14 protein-coding genes are annotated in these 15,108 nt (G+C 51.7%); 3 read left to right on the top strand and 11 right to left on the bottom strand.

What is annotated here, in order from left to right; genetic code table 11:
• Nucleotides 1-7: 7 nt before the first annotated feature.
• The 5 genes from HW115_RS08650 to HW115_RS08630 all read right to left on the bottom strand — a co-directional run bounded on the left by HW115_RS08650 (nucleotide 8) and on the right by HW115_RS08630 (nucleotide 5,541).
• Nucleotides 8-1,495 carry a hypothetical protein gene (locus tag HW115_RS08650; RefSeq protein WP_227021383.1) on the bottom strand — a complete coding sequence of 496 codons (1,488 nt, stop codon included), beginning with the start codon at nucleotides 1,493-1,495 and terminating at the stop codon, nucleotides 8-10.
• A gap of 59 nt (nucleotides 1,496-1,554) precedes the next feature.
• Complete coding sequence (locus HW115_RS08645) at nucleotides 1,555-2,130, bottom strand: sigma-70 family RNA polymerase sigma factor (RefSeq protein ID WP_178932223.1); 576 nt, start codon at nucleotides 2,128-2,130, stop codon at nucleotides 1,555-1,557.
• A 177-nt stretch (nucleotides 2,131-2,307) separates the two neighbouring features.
• Nucleotides 2,308-2,967 carry a PEP-CTERM sorting domain-containing protein gene (locus HW115_RS08640; protein ID WP_178932222.1) on the bottom strand — a complete coding sequence of 220 codons (660 nt, stop codon included), beginning with the start codon at nucleotides 2,965-2,967 and terminating at the stop codon, nucleotides 2,308-2,310.
• Between the two features lie 308 nt (nucleotides 2,968-3,275).
• On the bottom strand, nucleotides 3,276-3,890 hold the full coding sequence (locus HW115_RS08635) for a PEP-CTERM sorting domain-containing protein (RefSeq protein ID WP_178932221.1): 615 nt from the start codon (nucleotides 3,888-3,890) through the stop codon (nucleotides 3,276-3,278).
• Between the two features lie 115 nt (nucleotides 3,891-4,005).
• A complete protein-coding gene (locus HW115_RS08630; RefSeq protein ID WP_178932220.1) occupies nucleotides 4,006-5,541 on the bottom strand; it encodes a phosphodiester glycosidase family protein in 1,536 nt (511 codons plus the stop codon).
• A gap of 331 nt (nucleotides 5,542-5,872) precedes the next feature.
• On the opposite strand from HW115_RS08630, the gene alaS reads away from it, so the two are divergent.
• Nucleotides 5,873-8,683 (top strand): alanine--tRNA ligase, encoded by a 2,811-nt coding sequence (gene alaS, locus HW115_RS08625; RefSeq protein ID WP_178932219.1) that lies wholly within the window; start codon nucleotides 5,873-5,875, stop codon nucleotides 8,681-8,683.
• Between the two features lie 88 nt (nucleotides 8,684-8,771).
• Here the strand turns inward: alaS and HW115_RS08620 are convergent, their stop codons facing one another.
• From HW115_RS08620 to HW115_RS08595, 6 genes are all read right to left on the bottom strand, one after another.
• Entirely contained in the window at nucleotides 8,772-9,596 is an 825-nt protein-coding gene (locus HW115_RS08620; RefSeq protein ID WP_178932218.1) for an alpha/beta hydrolase, read from the bottom strand.
• 92 nt (nucleotides 9,597-9,688) lie between these two features.
• Nucleotides 9,689-10,444, bottom strand: a complete 756-nt coding sequence (locus tag HW115_RS08615) for a platelet-activating factor acetylhydrolase IB subunit (RefSeq protein ID WP_178932217.1) — start codon at nucleotides 10,442-10,444, stop codon at nucleotides 9,689-9,691.
• Nucleotides 10,445-10,614: 170 nt separating this feature from the next.
• Nucleotides 10,615-11,025 carry a Minf_1886 family protein gene (locus HW115_RS08610; RefSeq protein ID WP_178932216.1) on the bottom strand — a complete coding sequence of 137 codons (411 nt, stop codon included), beginning with the start codon at nucleotides 11,023-11,025 and terminating at the stop codon, nucleotides 10,615-10,617.
• A gap of 158 nt (nucleotides 11,026-11,183) precedes the next feature.
• Nucleotides 11,184-11,513 (bottom strand): RNA-binding regulator, encoded by a 330-nt coding sequence (gene rbp / locus HW115_RS08605; protein WP_178932215.1) that lies wholly within the window; start codon nucleotides 11,511-11,513, stop codon nucleotides 11,184-11,186.
• 132 nt (nucleotides 11,514-11,645) lie between these two features.
• Nucleotides 11,646-12,017 carry an NADH-quinone oxidoreductase subunit A gene (locus HW115_RS08600; protein WP_178932214.1) on the bottom strand — a complete coding sequence of 124 codons (372 nt, stop codon included), beginning with the start codon at nucleotides 12,015-12,017 and terminating at the stop codon, nucleotides 11,646-11,648.
• A 238-nt stretch (nucleotides 12,018-12,255) separates the two neighbouring features.
• A complete protein-coding gene (locus HW115_RS08595; protein WP_227021382.1) occupies nucleotides 12,256-12,561 on the bottom strand; it encodes a hypothetical protein in 306 nt (101 codons plus the stop codon).
• A 150-nt stretch (nucleotides 12,562-12,711) separates the two neighbouring features.
• Between HW115_RS08595 and HW115_RS08590 the strand changes: the two genes are divergently transcribed.
• Both HW115_RS08590 and HW115_RS08585 read left to right on the top strand, forming a co-directional pair.
• Nucleotides 12,712-13,728, top strand: a complete 1,017-nt coding sequence (locus HW115_RS08590; protein WP_178932213.1) for an aspartate-semialdehyde dehydrogenase — start codon at nucleotides 12,712-12,714, stop codon at nucleotides 13,726-13,728.
• 221 nt (nucleotides 13,729-13,949) lie between these two features.
• Nucleotides 13,950-14,840 (top strand): polyprenyl synthetase family protein, encoded by an 891-nt coding sequence (locus HW115_RS08585; protein WP_178932212.1) that lies wholly within the window; start codon nucleotides 13,950-13,952, stop codon nucleotides 14,838-14,840.
• Nucleotides 14,841-15,108: the final 268 nt, after the last annotated feature.

Genomic DNA, 15,108 nt, shown 5'->3' with positions numbered 1-15,108 from the left:
CTGATGCTTAATCTTCTTTTTGAATGGCTGGCTGGTATGGCTGATCAATAAAAATCAACGTTCTTTTGTCGCGCAGAATGTGGTGTTCTGTTAGTTTGCGGCGGTCCATTGTAATAAACATGACATCGTCTTTCACCCACCATCGCCCTGTGTTATTCGCTATGCCTCCAAAGATTTCCATGGTGCCGTCGGCATTGATTTTCCGAGTGTAGCGTTTTCCGTGGTTGGTGTATTCCCATGATCCGATCCAATCGGTTTTGTCGGCTTTGAGGGAGTTTCGATGGTCGAAATAGATGATGCCTTGGCTGTGTTTTGGTTTGGAACCGTCAGGCCTTTCTGCACCGTGAACATGGGCGATTAACTTCCATTGGCCTGTATGAAAATCAGTACTGGGGATATACAAATCATAAATATGATTTTGGGTGATGTGATGTTTCCCTGTGACGCCAGGGTGAATGTCTTCTGAAATAAGGCGATCTCCTTGGTAGAGCTGAAGTTGATCAATGTGCATGGCGTCTTTACCGCTTAGCCATTTGAAGACAGCCCGGTGTTTACCCGGTCTCCAGATCAGAGCGCTGATATCCAATTCAATCACACCTTTACCGGATTGATCGTAATCGATGCTCCATAATGGGTCCTGATTCGGAATTTCTTTGAAAAATGAGTCGCCTTGATAGGGGACGGATTTGAGGTTGTTGTTTGTATATTGAGCTGATTGTTTTTCAGGAAGGGTCAGGACTGGTTTGCCTTGGTTTTCAACATTTTCAATTTGTAAGGCCCCATCGATCGCCGATATTTCAGGTTGTGAAAAGTTATTGTTAGGTAGTGAGATAGCGAAGGCTTTGGATCCTTGCACAATAAATAAATCGGCACAGTCAACATTGATGTGATCATTTTGATTGGGTGAAAACACCGCGATTTTCCCGGCATTCAAATTGACTTTGTTCGCTTGGTTGATGCTCAAATCCGCAGGGGCCTCGATCATCAGGCGGCTTCCGTTGGGCGTGGTTATTTCAAGTAATCCTGTCTCAAGAGTGAGTCCTTCATCTTCCAGAAAAGATCCTGTTTTGAAGATGTTTTTTTCGATTTCAGTAAGTCCGATGGATCCTGAAACTCGTGCGATATCTGTCGATGATGTCGTTGGTTTTGGCTGGCTGACAACCGTAGGTTGTTTGTTTTGGAGAGGTGTCATCAGCCAATATCCGGTGAGCCCCACCGTGATGCAGGCGGCGAGCCCCAACCAGAACCTTGCGGTGTTGCTGTGGTTGCTTGAGGTTTGATTGAGTGATGGCAGCGCGACGAGTGTTGGGCTTGGGGGGGCATTGGTTGTGTGCAGATCTGCGAGAGTTGGGTTTTGGAGTTGTTCTGCTTCTTGGTTGTTAGGTTGGAGAGAGGCATGCAGCATACTTTCCATGCTCATGAGTTGAATATAGCGCTCCATCTGTGGTTCGTCTTCGAGCAGAGATTCCAATTCACGGAGGTCGGATTCGCTCATGGTATGGTGTTGCATGAGGTGAACGAGATCGTCGAGACGGCTTGATGTAGGTTCAGGCTTCATTCGTTAATCGGGGATGGGATCATTTTCCGGGTGACACAGTCTTGAAGTTTTTTCTTAAGCCGTTGTAATGTTTTGTACATGGCTTCGGTGTTTTTTTGATGTCTCTTTGAATACTGAGCTACAGATTCTCCGGACCCGTAGATGTGTATCAATAAGTGTCTTTGTTCGGGTTTGATATGCTCCATACATGTTTGTAAGGCTTCCATTCGGAGATTTTGCCCCTGGCTCATCTGTTCTGCTTTCTCTGCAATTTGCTGCGCCAGGTCATCATTAAAAACCAACCAACCCCGGCGGGATTGGTCTCTTCGATGGGAGAGGGCTTTAAAATAGGTGATTCGGAATGCCCATGCCCGGAAGCCTCCTTCTCTTACTTCCTCGAATTGTTCCCGTTTATGCCAGATAGCGAGGTTGGCTTCTTGGACAATATCATCAGCGGCTGAAGCATCGCCGGTCACTGAGGCGGCATAGGCTCGTAACTCGGCTTGCAACTGCGCGAGCTCATCGCTGTAAGCCCATGCAGCCAAGGGGTCGGGATCCCGGTGTGAGCTTTGAGGTTGTTGTTGTTGAGGCATCTTGTCATGCGGGGGGGATTGCGATGAAAAGCCAATGCAAACCATTACCTTTTTTACCCCGAGCAGGATACTAGAGGTTATACTGTCTGTTGCCAAGATTCATGTTGGGAGGAGAAACAAAAAGACCTTATCCAGTTGTATACTGGATAAGGTGAGTGGAGAAAATTAAGATAATGTTTACTTCCTGCGGCGCAGGATGAGTGTAAGTCCACCAAGACCGAGAAGGGCTGCTGAGGATGGTTCTGGAACGGCGGTGATGGTGATGTTGTCTACTAGCACTGTGTTAATATTGACTCCTGTGGCTGTGGCGTTGGAGAATCGTAAAGCTAAGTCGTTACCGTCGAGACCGGTAGGGTCGTAGGTCAGAGTGTGCTCACGTGCATGCAAAGTTGTCTCTGCGTTGGAATATGCTGTGCCAACATCGACAAAGGCGAGTTCCGTGTTGGTTGTTGCATCCCAAAGCGCAACGCGCAGGGTGACGGTGCGTGCTGCCGAACTGTAAGAACTGTGGTACCGTATTCCTCCATCGTAGTTGATGACATATGAACCGTTTGTCCCAGCATCAACTCCGCCAAGAATTTGTTGGTGGTAGGCGTTGCTGACCCCTTTCATTGCAGCTACGCGGCCAGTTCCATACCCTGTGATCGATTCTCCGTAGTTACCCTGAGTGCCTGATCCTGAAAGGGCGTCGGTCCAGCCTGTAGCGATGGTACTATGGTCGGAATTCCAATTGCCTCCTGTTTCAAAGTCACCATTGGTAAGGGTAACCGCGGCTTGGCTAGCTATAGAGGTTCCGAGAGAGACTGCGGTTGCTGCTATGATCGTTTTTAATCGCATCGTGATGTTGTTTATTGGTTTGTCATTTGATCCCCTAATTCGAGCGGCAAATAGAAGAGGTTAATATACAATTCCCTCTCTCTCCCGGTGCTGGACATTTTTTTACGTTTTTTTTTCGTTGTGGTTGAGGAGGCATTTTTTCATGGGGGTCTATGAGAAGCCAATGTAAACTATGACACTTACTTTTAGCTCGATCAGGATACCCTAGGTTTTAGTGTTTGTTGCCAAAATGCATGTTGGGTGGAGAAACAAAAAGACCTTATCCAGTTGTATTCTGGATAAGGTAAGTGAAAAACGTGAGACCATGCCTACTTCCTGCGGCGCAGGATGAGTGCCAGTCCACCAAGACCGAGAAGAGTTGCTGAGGATGGTTCTGGAACGGCGGCCGCATCAAGAGTGACGTAGTCAAAGCCTGCCCATCTTCCTTCGGTGTTTGTGCGTGCCACACGGACCGCAACATTGCCAGTAACAGTGTCACCCGTGGTGAAGGTCAGGGTGTCGGTTACGCCGTTGGCTGTTGGGGAGATTTCCCCCGTCCCTGGAGCTTGGAGGCTTTTTTGACCGAGGCTTGTCCAAGTTCCGCCGTCAACATAACCGATGTCGATTGTGAAGGTGGCACCGGAACCATCGGTGCTAGACCAGTGCCCGACACGTGTTTCCATGGTGTATTCTGTGTTGGCTAGCAAAAGGTCAATGGATTCGTATTGTGCTGTGAAAACAGCACCGGAGTTATTGGTATGAATCATGCCTGTTGACCCGCCTACATTCGTGTAGCTACGAATGCTGCCTGATTCGGCAGTCCAGTTGGCTACGGAGACCATGGTGCTGCTATCTGCTATTCCATCTAATCCCGTAACCAAAGCGGCGTGCGAAGTGCCGGCAAAAGCAAGAAGCAAGAGAGTGTTGATATATGCTTTTTTCATCTGTGTTTATTATTAAGCTGTGGATTTCCAAATCAGTTGATCAGTTGATGACTCGGAATATCTTAAAATTCCGATCCTTGTGTCGTTCTGGACAATTTATTTACTTTTTTTGTGGTTATTTTTCAGGTGATGTTTTGCTTGGCGTTTTGGCTTCACCTTGTTTGAACAATGTAGCGATCTCATGGTTAGAAAGAGCCCGATTGTAAATGCGGACATCGCGAATGCCCCCTTTCCAGAAATAGCGCTGTGGAGAGTTGTCTGCCCAGTAGCGGCCGATGCGCATTTCTCCTTCTTGTCGGAGGTTTCCTTGAAGTGTGTCTTGGTTGACCAATATGCCATCCAGATAGGTCGATACGGAATGTCCGTTGTAAACTCCTACATAATGATGCCATCCTGAGCTTAAGGTGTCGGGTTTGGCAAATGGCACAGAGACCGTTTTTTTGCCGGTGTCGACGGCAAAGCGCATTTCTTTGCCTCGGTGACCTGAGAGAAACCATGCCGGGTGTTGGCTGACCACATGACCGGAGTCGAGGGCTCCGGAAATTTGCGCCCAGGCGGATACGGTTAATTGGTTTTGCACGCTGATTTTGGGCAGCGAAATGCCATCGCCGACGCCATCGAATGTCAGTGACGGGTGGGAGGTGTTTTTACTTGGTTTAAAAGCAAGTTCGCGGGTGAGCTGACCATGCTGCTTGTTGCTGCCGAGGTCGTGAGCAATGGTGCCGGAGGTTTCGTGGAGTGGCCACCAACCTAAAAGACCGTTTTCCAAGGCTGTTGTTTCTGATGGTATTGCTTTTTTTACGCCGATCATGACGGGCACTGGACGGCTCTTTGATCCTGAGGGACGATTGATGATGTTGGTGGTCGGACCTTCGTTGGCAATCATGATACTGCTGCCACCTCCGTCAAAATTGAGAGCGTGACTACAGCCTCGTTGTTGCATGATTTGGGCAAGTTCATAGAGCGTCACGCCGATGCTGGCATTTTTTCTTCTGCCATCGACCACAGCCAGCGTCAGCCAGCGTTTACTGGAATCGAATCCAATGGCTGTTCTAGGGTGACGGCTGCCTCCATCTTGAATGACGATTTCTCCGTCCCTGAGCAATTGACCTTGGGTTTTTGGATTGCGGTGGTTCCATCCCGCTACTGCCAGAACCTGATGGCTGGCAGATTCGGCGGTTCCTATGTGCGGTAATCCTTTTTGGTCGATCCAAAATGTGGCTCGACTTGTTTCCGGCGGGCTGACAGTGGTGGAATCCGAAACGACGGAGCCGCAGATATCGACGGCCTTATTCTCGAACCAATGGTGGTCTTTGGCTTCGGACGGGTTTTGAAATGCATTGGCATTGACTGCGATGAGGGCATTGTGTCGACGCAGTAAGATTTCCGGTTTTTCCAATGAACCTTCTGCAGGACCATCACCATCGATATCCCGGCTGGTTATGACGGCCAATTGATAATTTTTCGACTGTAAATCGATTTGTAAGTAATGGATTTTGAGTGGGGTTTCCCGGGTTTCTGTCCAGCAGATCAATGGGTGTTGCCGGCTTCGTTCTGGCGTTGGGGCTTGATCTGTATAGTGGATGTCACCGCCCATCAGGCAGGAGGATGTTAAAAGGGTAATGAACGTGAGAAGATGGTATGTTTTCATGTCTGGGAATCGAGGTGATCGTGGCCTAGCCAAAAACGGATGTTAAGGCGGATGTTAAAGCGGGCGCTAAAAAAGGCTCGGGCTGCTATATGATTCCCAAATGAGGCTGATTCTGGATTATTATTTTCATAAGTTGAGAGCCTGTGCCCCGGATGCGAACGAGGGTGACTCGGAGTTATTCGCCGCTGGATAAAGGGGCTGAGCGCGCCACGGGTAAACAAGTGACCTGTTGGGCTAGATGCGTGTTATCCGAGGACTAGAAGCTTGCGCAACGTCTTGATTTCCTCTATTTCAGCGCTCCCCCGTTGAATTATTCACTCATTCCGAATCCATGACCGCTAACGAAATTCGCCAGAGCTTTTTCGATTTTTTCAAGGAAAAGCAACACACTATCGTGCCGTCGGCCTCTTTGATGCCGCAGAGCCCCGGACTGCTTTTCACCAACGCGGGAATGAATCAGTTTGTTCCCTACTTCCTGGGAACCGATAAAGCTCCGTATGACCCGGCCCGAGCCGCCGATACCCAGAAGTGTATTCGCGCCGGAGGTAAGCACAACGATCTCGAGGATGTCGGATACGACAGCTATCATCACACGATGTTTGAGATGTTGGGCAACTGGTCCTTTGGTGATTACTTTAAAGAGCAGGCTATTCAATGGTCCTGGGATCTTGTGGTAGAACGCTGGGGCTTTCCTGCGGACCGGCTTTACGCCACCGTCTACATGCCCTCTGAAGGAGACCCGGGACATTTCGATCAGGAAGCATACGATATCTGGGCGAAGTTGTTTGAGGGTGCGGGGTTGGACCCCAAGCGGCAGATCGTCAACGGCAATGTCAAAGACAACTTTTGGATGATGGGGGAAACGGGCCCCTGTGGTCCGTGTTCCGAACTTCATGTGGATCTCACCCCGGAGGGTGATACCGACGGCAAGTTGGTGAATATGGATTCGGATCTCTGCATTGAGATTTGGAACCTGGTGTTCATTCAATACAATGCCGAGGCGGATGGATCGTTCCGTGATCTTCCAGCCAGGCATGTCGATACCGGTATGGGATTCGAGCGCGCTTGCTCGATTATGCAAGGAACCAAAAATTTCACAGATTTTTCGCAAAAGCCGACGAACTACGCCACGGATGTTTTTCAGCCGATCTTCCGCAAGTTGGAGCAACTTAGCGGCAAGACATACCAGGACATCTACCCGGAGTCGGTCGATGCCGATAAATCACAAATTTCGCCTGAAATGAAGGAGGCGATTGCCTTCCGCGTGATTGCCGACCACATCCGCACCCTTTCCTTTTCGCTTGCCGATGGCATTCTGCTTGGAAATACCGGACGCAACTATGTCTTGCGGCGGATCCTTCGTCGCGCGGTGCGTTATGGGCGCACCCTCGGCTTCACTGGTGAAACGACGTTCCTCCCGGAACTGGTCGATACCCTGGTTGATCAAATGGGTGGGATCTTCCCCGAGTTGGTCGAGCGCAGGAAGGCGGTCAAAGAAAACCTTCAACGTGAAGAAGCCAGCTTTAATGAAACCCTCGACCGCGGATTGGCCATGTTTGAATCCGAAGTTGGGAACTACCAACAAGTGGTCGGCGGTGAGTTTGCCTTTAAACTTTACGATACCTTTGGATTCCCGATTGACCTCACCCAACTGCTTTGTGCCGAGCGCGGCCTGAAAGTGGATATGAGCAAGTTCGAGGAATTGATGGAACAGCAACGTGAGTTGGGTCGCCAGGCCCGCACGCAGGCACTGGTTCGCGCCGCTGATATTGCTACTGACGCCGTCACCGAATTTGTCGGGTTCGAGCAGGACGAGGTGGTCACCAAGGTCCTTGAGGTCCATCCTCAGGATGACAGCTTGCTCGTGATCACTGACAAGACTCCGTTTTATGTAGAAATGGGTGGCCAGTTAGGTGACCAGGGAGAGATGCGCTGCAATGGTGTGATCTGGCCGGTGGCCTCAGTCCAGCAGCTTGGCTTGTCACGCGCCCACGCCTTGCCTCTGGAGGCCGATGTAGCCGTCGGAGACGAGGTGACACTTAGCTTGGAAACCATGCGCCGTCGCCGGATCGAAGCCCATCACACGGCCACGCACCTTTTGCATTGGGCTCTGCACGAAGAAGTTTCGGAAGATGCCGCCCAGCAAGGGTCTTTGGTGACCCGGACACGTCTGCGATTTGACTTTAATTCCGGGGCTTTGACCCAGGATCAGATCGATGCCATTGAGCTCAAGGTGAACGACTGCATTGAAGCAGGAGATCCAGTGTCCTGGATCGAGGTGCCACACGAGGAGGTGAAAGGCAGAAAGGACATTCAGCAGTTTTTCGGAGACAAGTATGGTGAGCTGGTCCGTGTCGTTCAGATCGGGGGGGAAGAGCAATCGCTGGATGGCTACTCGATGGAACTTTGCGGTGGAACCCACGTTCGCAACACCAAGGAGGTTGGTTTTTTCAAAATCAGATCGGAAGGGGCGATTGCCTCGGGCATCCGCCGGATCGAAGCTGTGTGCGGCGAGGCTGCCTACAGCTGGCTGCGTAAAGAATCGGAGAAAAACAAGGTCGAGGAAGAGGAATTGAGGTCCAAACTCGGCACGATCAACCAGCAGCTTGAAGAGCTTGATCAAGCTACGGTAAGATATCCGGATTTCCCGAGGATCATGGTAAGCTTGTTGATGGAAGGGACATTCCGGCAAAAGAACCGGGTGCTCAAGAAATCTGTCGAGCACATGCAGGGGTTGCGCGATGTGGTGATCGAAGCTGGTAAAAAGCTGAAAAAGGCCCAGTCAGGAGCTGCTGCCAAGATGGCTGATGCCGCACTTGCCGATGTGTTACTTTCTGATGGGCCGATTGTGGAATCGTTTGCAGGTCCTGCAAATTTGCTGCAAGAGCTGATGAATGGCTTAAAGAAAAAGCAGTTCGCTGGCGCTGCCTTCCTGATCGTGGACGACGGAGAAAAGCTTCACCTCGGAGCCTTCTGCGGTGAGGATGCCAAAGCCAAGGGCTTGATGGCCGGTAAGCTGATCCAGGAACTCGCACCGCTCGCAGGAGGCAAGGGCGGGGGACGTCCTGACCAGGCTCGTGGTGCCGCACCAGAGCGCGATCAGCTGGATGCTTTGAAGTCCGCAGCTGAAGATAAACTATAAGGTAGTTCTCAATAGATGGGGTGCGTCAAGAAGCACGCCTCATCATCTGTTTTATATAACCCCGCACCCGTAGTCACTGGGTGTGGGGTTATTTTTTATCTGTGAAAATGGTGCGCTTCAGCCATTGGGCACATAAGTCCGGCCATGTGGTGGCGGCGAGGTTGCCTGGCCGCATACCAAAGCCATGACCTCCTTTGGGGTGGACATGTAGCTCGTAGGGGATTTTAGCCCGGGTTAATGCCGCTCCCATCACCAAGCTACTGTTGGTAAAGGGGTCGTCTCCGGCGACAAAAAGAAACAAGGGAGGGGTGTTTGCCGTGATCTTTAACTCTGGCGTGAGGGTGCGGTTTTTGCCTTGGTCAAGATAGGCCGGGTAGATGAGAACCGCAAAATCCGGGCGGGCGGAGAGTTGATCAATGGCATCGCTTGTCGGATAGAGCTCTTCGGTAAAACGGGTGCTGGCGCGGGCACTCAGGCTACCGCCGGCTGAAAACCCGAGGATGCCGATCTGGTCGGTTTTGATCTGCCACCGAGCTGCGGATGACCTGACGGTTCGGATGGCACGTTGGGCATCCTGCAGTGCGCCGACTTGATTCTTGGGAACCCGATAATGTAGGACAAAGGCGGTGTAACCGAGTTGGCTCAACCACTCTGCCACTTCGTATCCTTCCTTATCGATGGCTAGAATATTGTAACCACCACCGGGGCAAATAATCACCGCGGCCCCATTGTGCATATCTGGTTTTGCAGGGAAGACGGTGAGTGTTGGGGTGGTCACCTTGGCAATACGGGTGACATTGCCATGGTTGTTTTTTGAAACAACCGGGGCTGATTTACTCTCTTTTTGTCCCGGTACCGTGTCGGGCCATAGCGAGATCACCTGGCGTTCTTTTGCTAGGAGGATGGGTGGCATAGACAGCGAAACCAAGAGGAGGGCAAGTAGGCTGCGGTGCGAGGTGGTTAGAAAAGAGAGCATATGGCAAAAGGGCAATAAGGTGACCGGGCTTATTCGCCAAGCAGCTTTTTGAGCTTCGGCTCCATGGCATCGGCCCAGAGTTGGTAGCCGTGGGCTTTGGGATGGAGCAGGTCTGGCATGACCGATTTTGGAAGCGTGCCGTCGTCATCGAGAAACGCTCCTGAGATATCGAGGTAGTGAACGGTTTTGCCATTGTCGTAGCCTTTGATAATGGCGTTGATCTGGTCGTTGAGAACGCGTTTTGGGTCGTTTGCCTTGGCTCCGCGGGGAAAGACGCCGAGCAGGAGCACCTTGGTCTTCGGGCTGTGGGCGTGGAGTTTGCTGATGATAGCCTTGATGCCTTCGGCAGTTTCTTCTGCCTTTTGCATCGAGTGGCCGGTGTTGTTGGTTCCGATCATGATGACGGCCACTTTGGGCTGGAAGGCTGCCAATTCACCGTGATCAAAGCGCCAAAGAACATGCTGCGTCCGGTCTCCGGAGAAGCCAATGTTGAAGGCCTTGCGCGGGGCATAATACTGTGCCCAAATCTTTTTTCCCTGACCTTCCCATCCATGGGTGATGGAGTCACCAATGAAGAGGAGTTCGCACTCTGCATTCTGGGCGGAGGCCACTTTTTGTTCGTGGCGTTTTCTCCACCAGACGGAGCTTAGCCGGTCAGCCGGAATGATGGCGGAATGCCCGGACTTTGCTTTGTCCGCGGTTGTTGGCGCGGCCTGGGCAGAGACTGTTGGCGTGATCAGAGGAGAGACAAGGAGGGCGCTGAGATAAAGTAGTGGTTTCATCATGGGTCGAGTATGGGTCGGTTGGCATATTCCTTTGCTGTGATATACCAGCCATAGGATAAGTGAGTAGACGGGAATATGAGAGCGGTAGGGCTGATTGGCCTCAATCAGCCGTCGTTGTGTTATCTTAAATCGAGGTATTCTGACGCCTGGGATATCGGATCTCTCAAATCTTATTCCGCATGTGCCGATTTTTGGCCACGCGGTAGATACGGGGCGTCGAGCGTTTCGATCAAATTGAAAATGTTGGAAAAATCCTCCTCGGTGTCGGAGTCTTGTTTGCCGAACGCTCCTTCATCGATCAGTTGAAATACCATGACTCCGATGTCGCTGCAGGTCTTGATCCTCCACTCACTCATCATGGTGCTGGCCATCGGACCAAATTGCTGCACCGCCAAATCACGAAACCCGTGAATGAGTTCGCTGGCCGAAACGTGGCGGTGCTCGCCGCTGGCGCTTTCGTCCATCGCCCGCTTGACCGTAAAATCCAGTGCGTCTTTGAGAAAGTAATAGGCTCCGACATCGTAACGTGCGTCGCGGGTGATCACTGCCTGTACAGCATCCATGAACTGGGTGGGTTGCATGCCGGAAGTCTCAAGTTGGAACTTTCAAGTGTCAAGGATGATAGGCCAGGTGGCCTCGGTTCAAAAAAAGAAACCTCCCGCGTATAGGCCAAAGATGACCGGACACGGGAGGTTTCTGAAATCATTCGGATCCGTAAGGAACCCTGGCTGATCAGTGATTACCAGTTGTTGCGACGGTCGTTTCCACGGCGGTCATTGCCGCGGCGGTTGTCCTGACGGTCGAAATTACGGCGTGGTGGACGCTCTTCACGTGGACGGGCCACGTTGACGGTCAGTGCACGACCGTCTACTTCGTGGCCATTGAGGGCCTCGATGGCGCGTTCGCCGTCTTCAGTGTTTTCCATTTCAACAAAGCCGAAGCCCTTGGAACGGCCGGTCTCCCGGTCTTCGATCAGGTTGGCATTGACCACGGGGCCGTATTCAGCAAAAAGCTGCTGGAGGTCATGCTGGGAGAGTCCCCAGGACAGGTTTCCTACATAGATGTTCATATGTTCTTTTGGTGTGTGCGTTCTTCTTATCGTTACTAAAGACTGAGCGTACGCACATACCAATCGATAGGGGTTCGCCAATTCGTGGCGATACCGGCGTGAACCGGCAAATTGTTATTCTGACTTACCGTATTAGTCGCCCCAGCTCAAGGCTCCTTTTTTTAATGCGTAAATATAAGCCACACCCAGAATGCCGACAAATCCGCAGATGCTCCAGAATGCCATCGCACTCTCAGCTGTCAGCTCGCGGAATTGCACTGCCCATGGGTAAAGAAAAACCACCTCGATGTCAAAAATGACAAAGAGCATGGCCAATACATAAAATTTGATACTCATCCTCGGCGCTCCATCCCCTACAGGAAGCATACCACACTCGTAGGCCGAGTCTTTGGTTGCGTTCTTCTGTCCTTTTTGTCCGAGGAGGACACTCATGCCAAGCATGATGGCGCAAAAACCAAGCGCAACACAGGTCTGCATGATAACGGGAAGGTAGTTCTGAAGCATGATGGGAAATGGATGAAGCTTGTGTGCCGGATGACGGGTGGCATCAGGTGGTCGTTGGTTCTGACCTGGTTGATGCTGGTGTTTTTACCCCTCGTTCACTCATTGCTAAGATGCGTTTGAGTGGATGTGGGGAGAAAAAACCCGCGCCACTTATTTGCGACGCGGGTTTTTAAAACGATTCGCACCAGTAAAACCAGCACGAAATGAAATGGTTTTGTTAAATGATTCGGTGGGTTTCCTAGGCTTCTTGGGCGGCGAGGAAGTCGCTGTGGGCTTCGGAGAGCTTCGGTAACCCTTTGTATTCCTTGTTTTCCTTCTCAATCATGCCGCGTGTCACGAGGTTTTGAAGCTTCTCGTAAGCACGTAAGCGGAGCATTTCTTCTCCACCACTCACGGCATTGCGCTCCTTCAAGCGTGCGTAGACCGCCTCAAAGAGGTCGTTGAACGCAAAGAAATGGTCTTCCTCTCCAAGGACATTGACAATTTCATCGGTCACGTGATCGGGCACACGGCGAGAGAAACGAGTCTTTTTCGTAATAGCCATGGCCATACCATACTGCAATTAATCATTTAAGGCGATCTGAAAAATTAAAAAAAGCATAAATTTCAACTTTTTTGCCCTTCTTTTTTTGATCATTTTGACAAATGGCAGGGTTGACAGCCCCGATGAAGCAGTCATTGTCCCCGTCCCGCTATGAACACGACCAATCCAAAACATGTAGCAGTTGTAGGGGCTACGGGAGCCGTAGGCCAGGAAATGCTTGATTGTTTGGAAGCCCGAGACTTCCCGATCAGTGAATTAACTCTTCTCGCCTCCGCCCGTTCGGCCGGTAAAGAAATTTCTTTCCGTGGGAAGTTAATTAAAGTTAAAGAACTCACACACGACAGCTTCGAGGGGGTCGATATTGCTCTATTTAGCGCCGGTGGCGGCCTTTCTCTTGAGTTTGCGCCCAGCGCAGCGGCCGCAGGTGCTGTTGTCATTGATAACTCATCCGCTTTCCGGATGGACGAAGATGTTCCCCTTGTGGTGCCTGAAGTCAACCCGGAGGCGGTTCAGGACCGCCCCAAAGGCATCATTGCCAACCCGAACTGCACGACCATCATCACCCTGATGGCCCTTTATCCGCTGCACAAACTGTATGGGCTCAAGAGCATCATCGCCTCAAGCTACCAGGCTGTTTCCGGCAGTGGTGCCCAGGGGATCATCGAGCTCGATGACCAAATCAAGGCCCTGGGGGCCGGTGGCGAGGTCACTCCCGACATGATGAATGTTTACCCTGTGCAGATTGCTTCCAATGTCATTCCGCATGTGGACGCCTTTACTGAGAATGGATACACCAAGGAAGAGCTGAAGATGCTCAATGAGAGCCGTAAGATTCTCGCCTTGCCTGAGCTCAAGGTCACCTGCACCTGCGTGCGTGTGCCGGTTCACCGTTCGCATTCGGTTTCTGTTACGGCTCAGTTTGAAAAGCCGGTGGATGTAGCCGAGGCTCGCGCCACGTTTGCTGACTATCCAGGTATCAACGCCAAGGATAACCCTGACGAGCAATTGTACCCGGTGCCTCTGGATACCACCCAAAAGGATGACTGCCTGATCGGCCGGATTCGCAAGGACATGGTATTCAACAATGCCCTCGCCCTCTGGGTGGTGGGTGATCAGGTCCGCAAAGGTGCCGCGCTGAACGCCGTGCAAATTGCCGAACTGGTGTAGCTTATTGTTAGTCGGTAGGGCGGATTGGCCTCAATCCGCCGCCGATGCCATCCCTTGAACGGCTGCTGTCCGAACGGCTGCCATTTAATCAAGCTTTTGACAAGCCGACGGCTCCCGGAGTGATACTTCCGGGCCGTCGGCTTTGTTGTGCCTCCGTATTTTACAGGACTTCCCCAAGCTTCCGGCTTGCCACCTGACGGGCCCGGATTACACTGCTGCCCATGCCTGCTACAGACCTCAAGCCATGGTTGAAATCGACTCAAGAACAAGTTGATGCTGCACTGCGCAGCTTTCTTCCTCGTGAAAATGCAGCACCTAAAACCATTCACAAAGCCATGCGCTACAGCATTTTTGCCGGAGGTAAGCGTCTTCGGCCGGTGCTCTGTCTGGCGGCTGCCGAGGCTTGCGGAGGTGATGTGAGTGAGGCACTCGCGCCAGCCTGTGCGGTGGAGGTAATGCACACCTACTCGCTGGTGCACGATGATTTGCCCTGCATGGACGACGATGACCTTCGGCGTGGTCGTCCGACCAGTCACAAGGTGTTTGGTGAGGGCATGGCGGTGCTCACCGGTGACGCCCTCTTGACTGAGGCTTTCGCTATTCTCGCACGCACCCCGGCGACCAAACGTTATTCGGTGGGTGATTACGTTCGGGAGTTTGCCGAAACCGGGGGCAGCCGGAAATTGATCGGGGGGCAGGTCCTCGATCTTGAAGGCGAGGGGAAACAATTAAACAAAGCCCAGCTGATCCGTATTCACGAGGCAAAAACCGCAGCCTTGCTAACCTGTTCGGTGCGCCTCGGAGCCATGACGGCCAATTCCACCCCTCGTAAACTCGAGGCACTGACGGAATTCGGCTACAACCTCGGACTCGCCTTTCAGGTGATCGACGACATTCTTGACGTCACCCAGACCACCGAAATGCTTGGAAAGACGGCTGGCAAGGACGAAGCGGTTGATAAATCAACCTACCCCGCGATTCTTGGTTTGGATAAATCGCGCAAGGAGGCGGCCCGTTTGACGCGCAAGGCGCTGAAATCGCTCGAAGTTTTCGGTAAAAAAGGCTCCCGACTCGAGCAAATCGCCCGCTACCTACTGGAGCGGGAGTATTGAGAGAGTAACCCGTTGAAAAAGCATTGCAGGGTGCTTTCTGATCGCAATGTGACCGAAGGCTAATGTGGTCGCGATCGCCGCTTGGGCTGATTGGCCCCAATCAACCGCAGATGAGCTGTCTTGAACGCGAGCGTCATGCTCTTTCCGTGTTTTCGTTGTCTTCCGTGGTCAAAAAGAGAGCGATGTCGCTCCATGTACAACAAAAACCCCGGACGCGCACTGGCAGGTCCGAGGTTTGTAAATTGTAAGCTGTTTTGTAAGCCGGTTT

It is taken from the genome of Oceaniferula marina, assembly GCF_013391475.1.
Lineage (GTDB): Bacteria > Verrucomicrobiota > Verrucomicrobiia > Verrucomicrobiales > Akkermansiaceae > Oceaniferula > Oceaniferula marina.
This window is presented reverse-complemented; position numbering and strand designations above follow the sequence as displayed.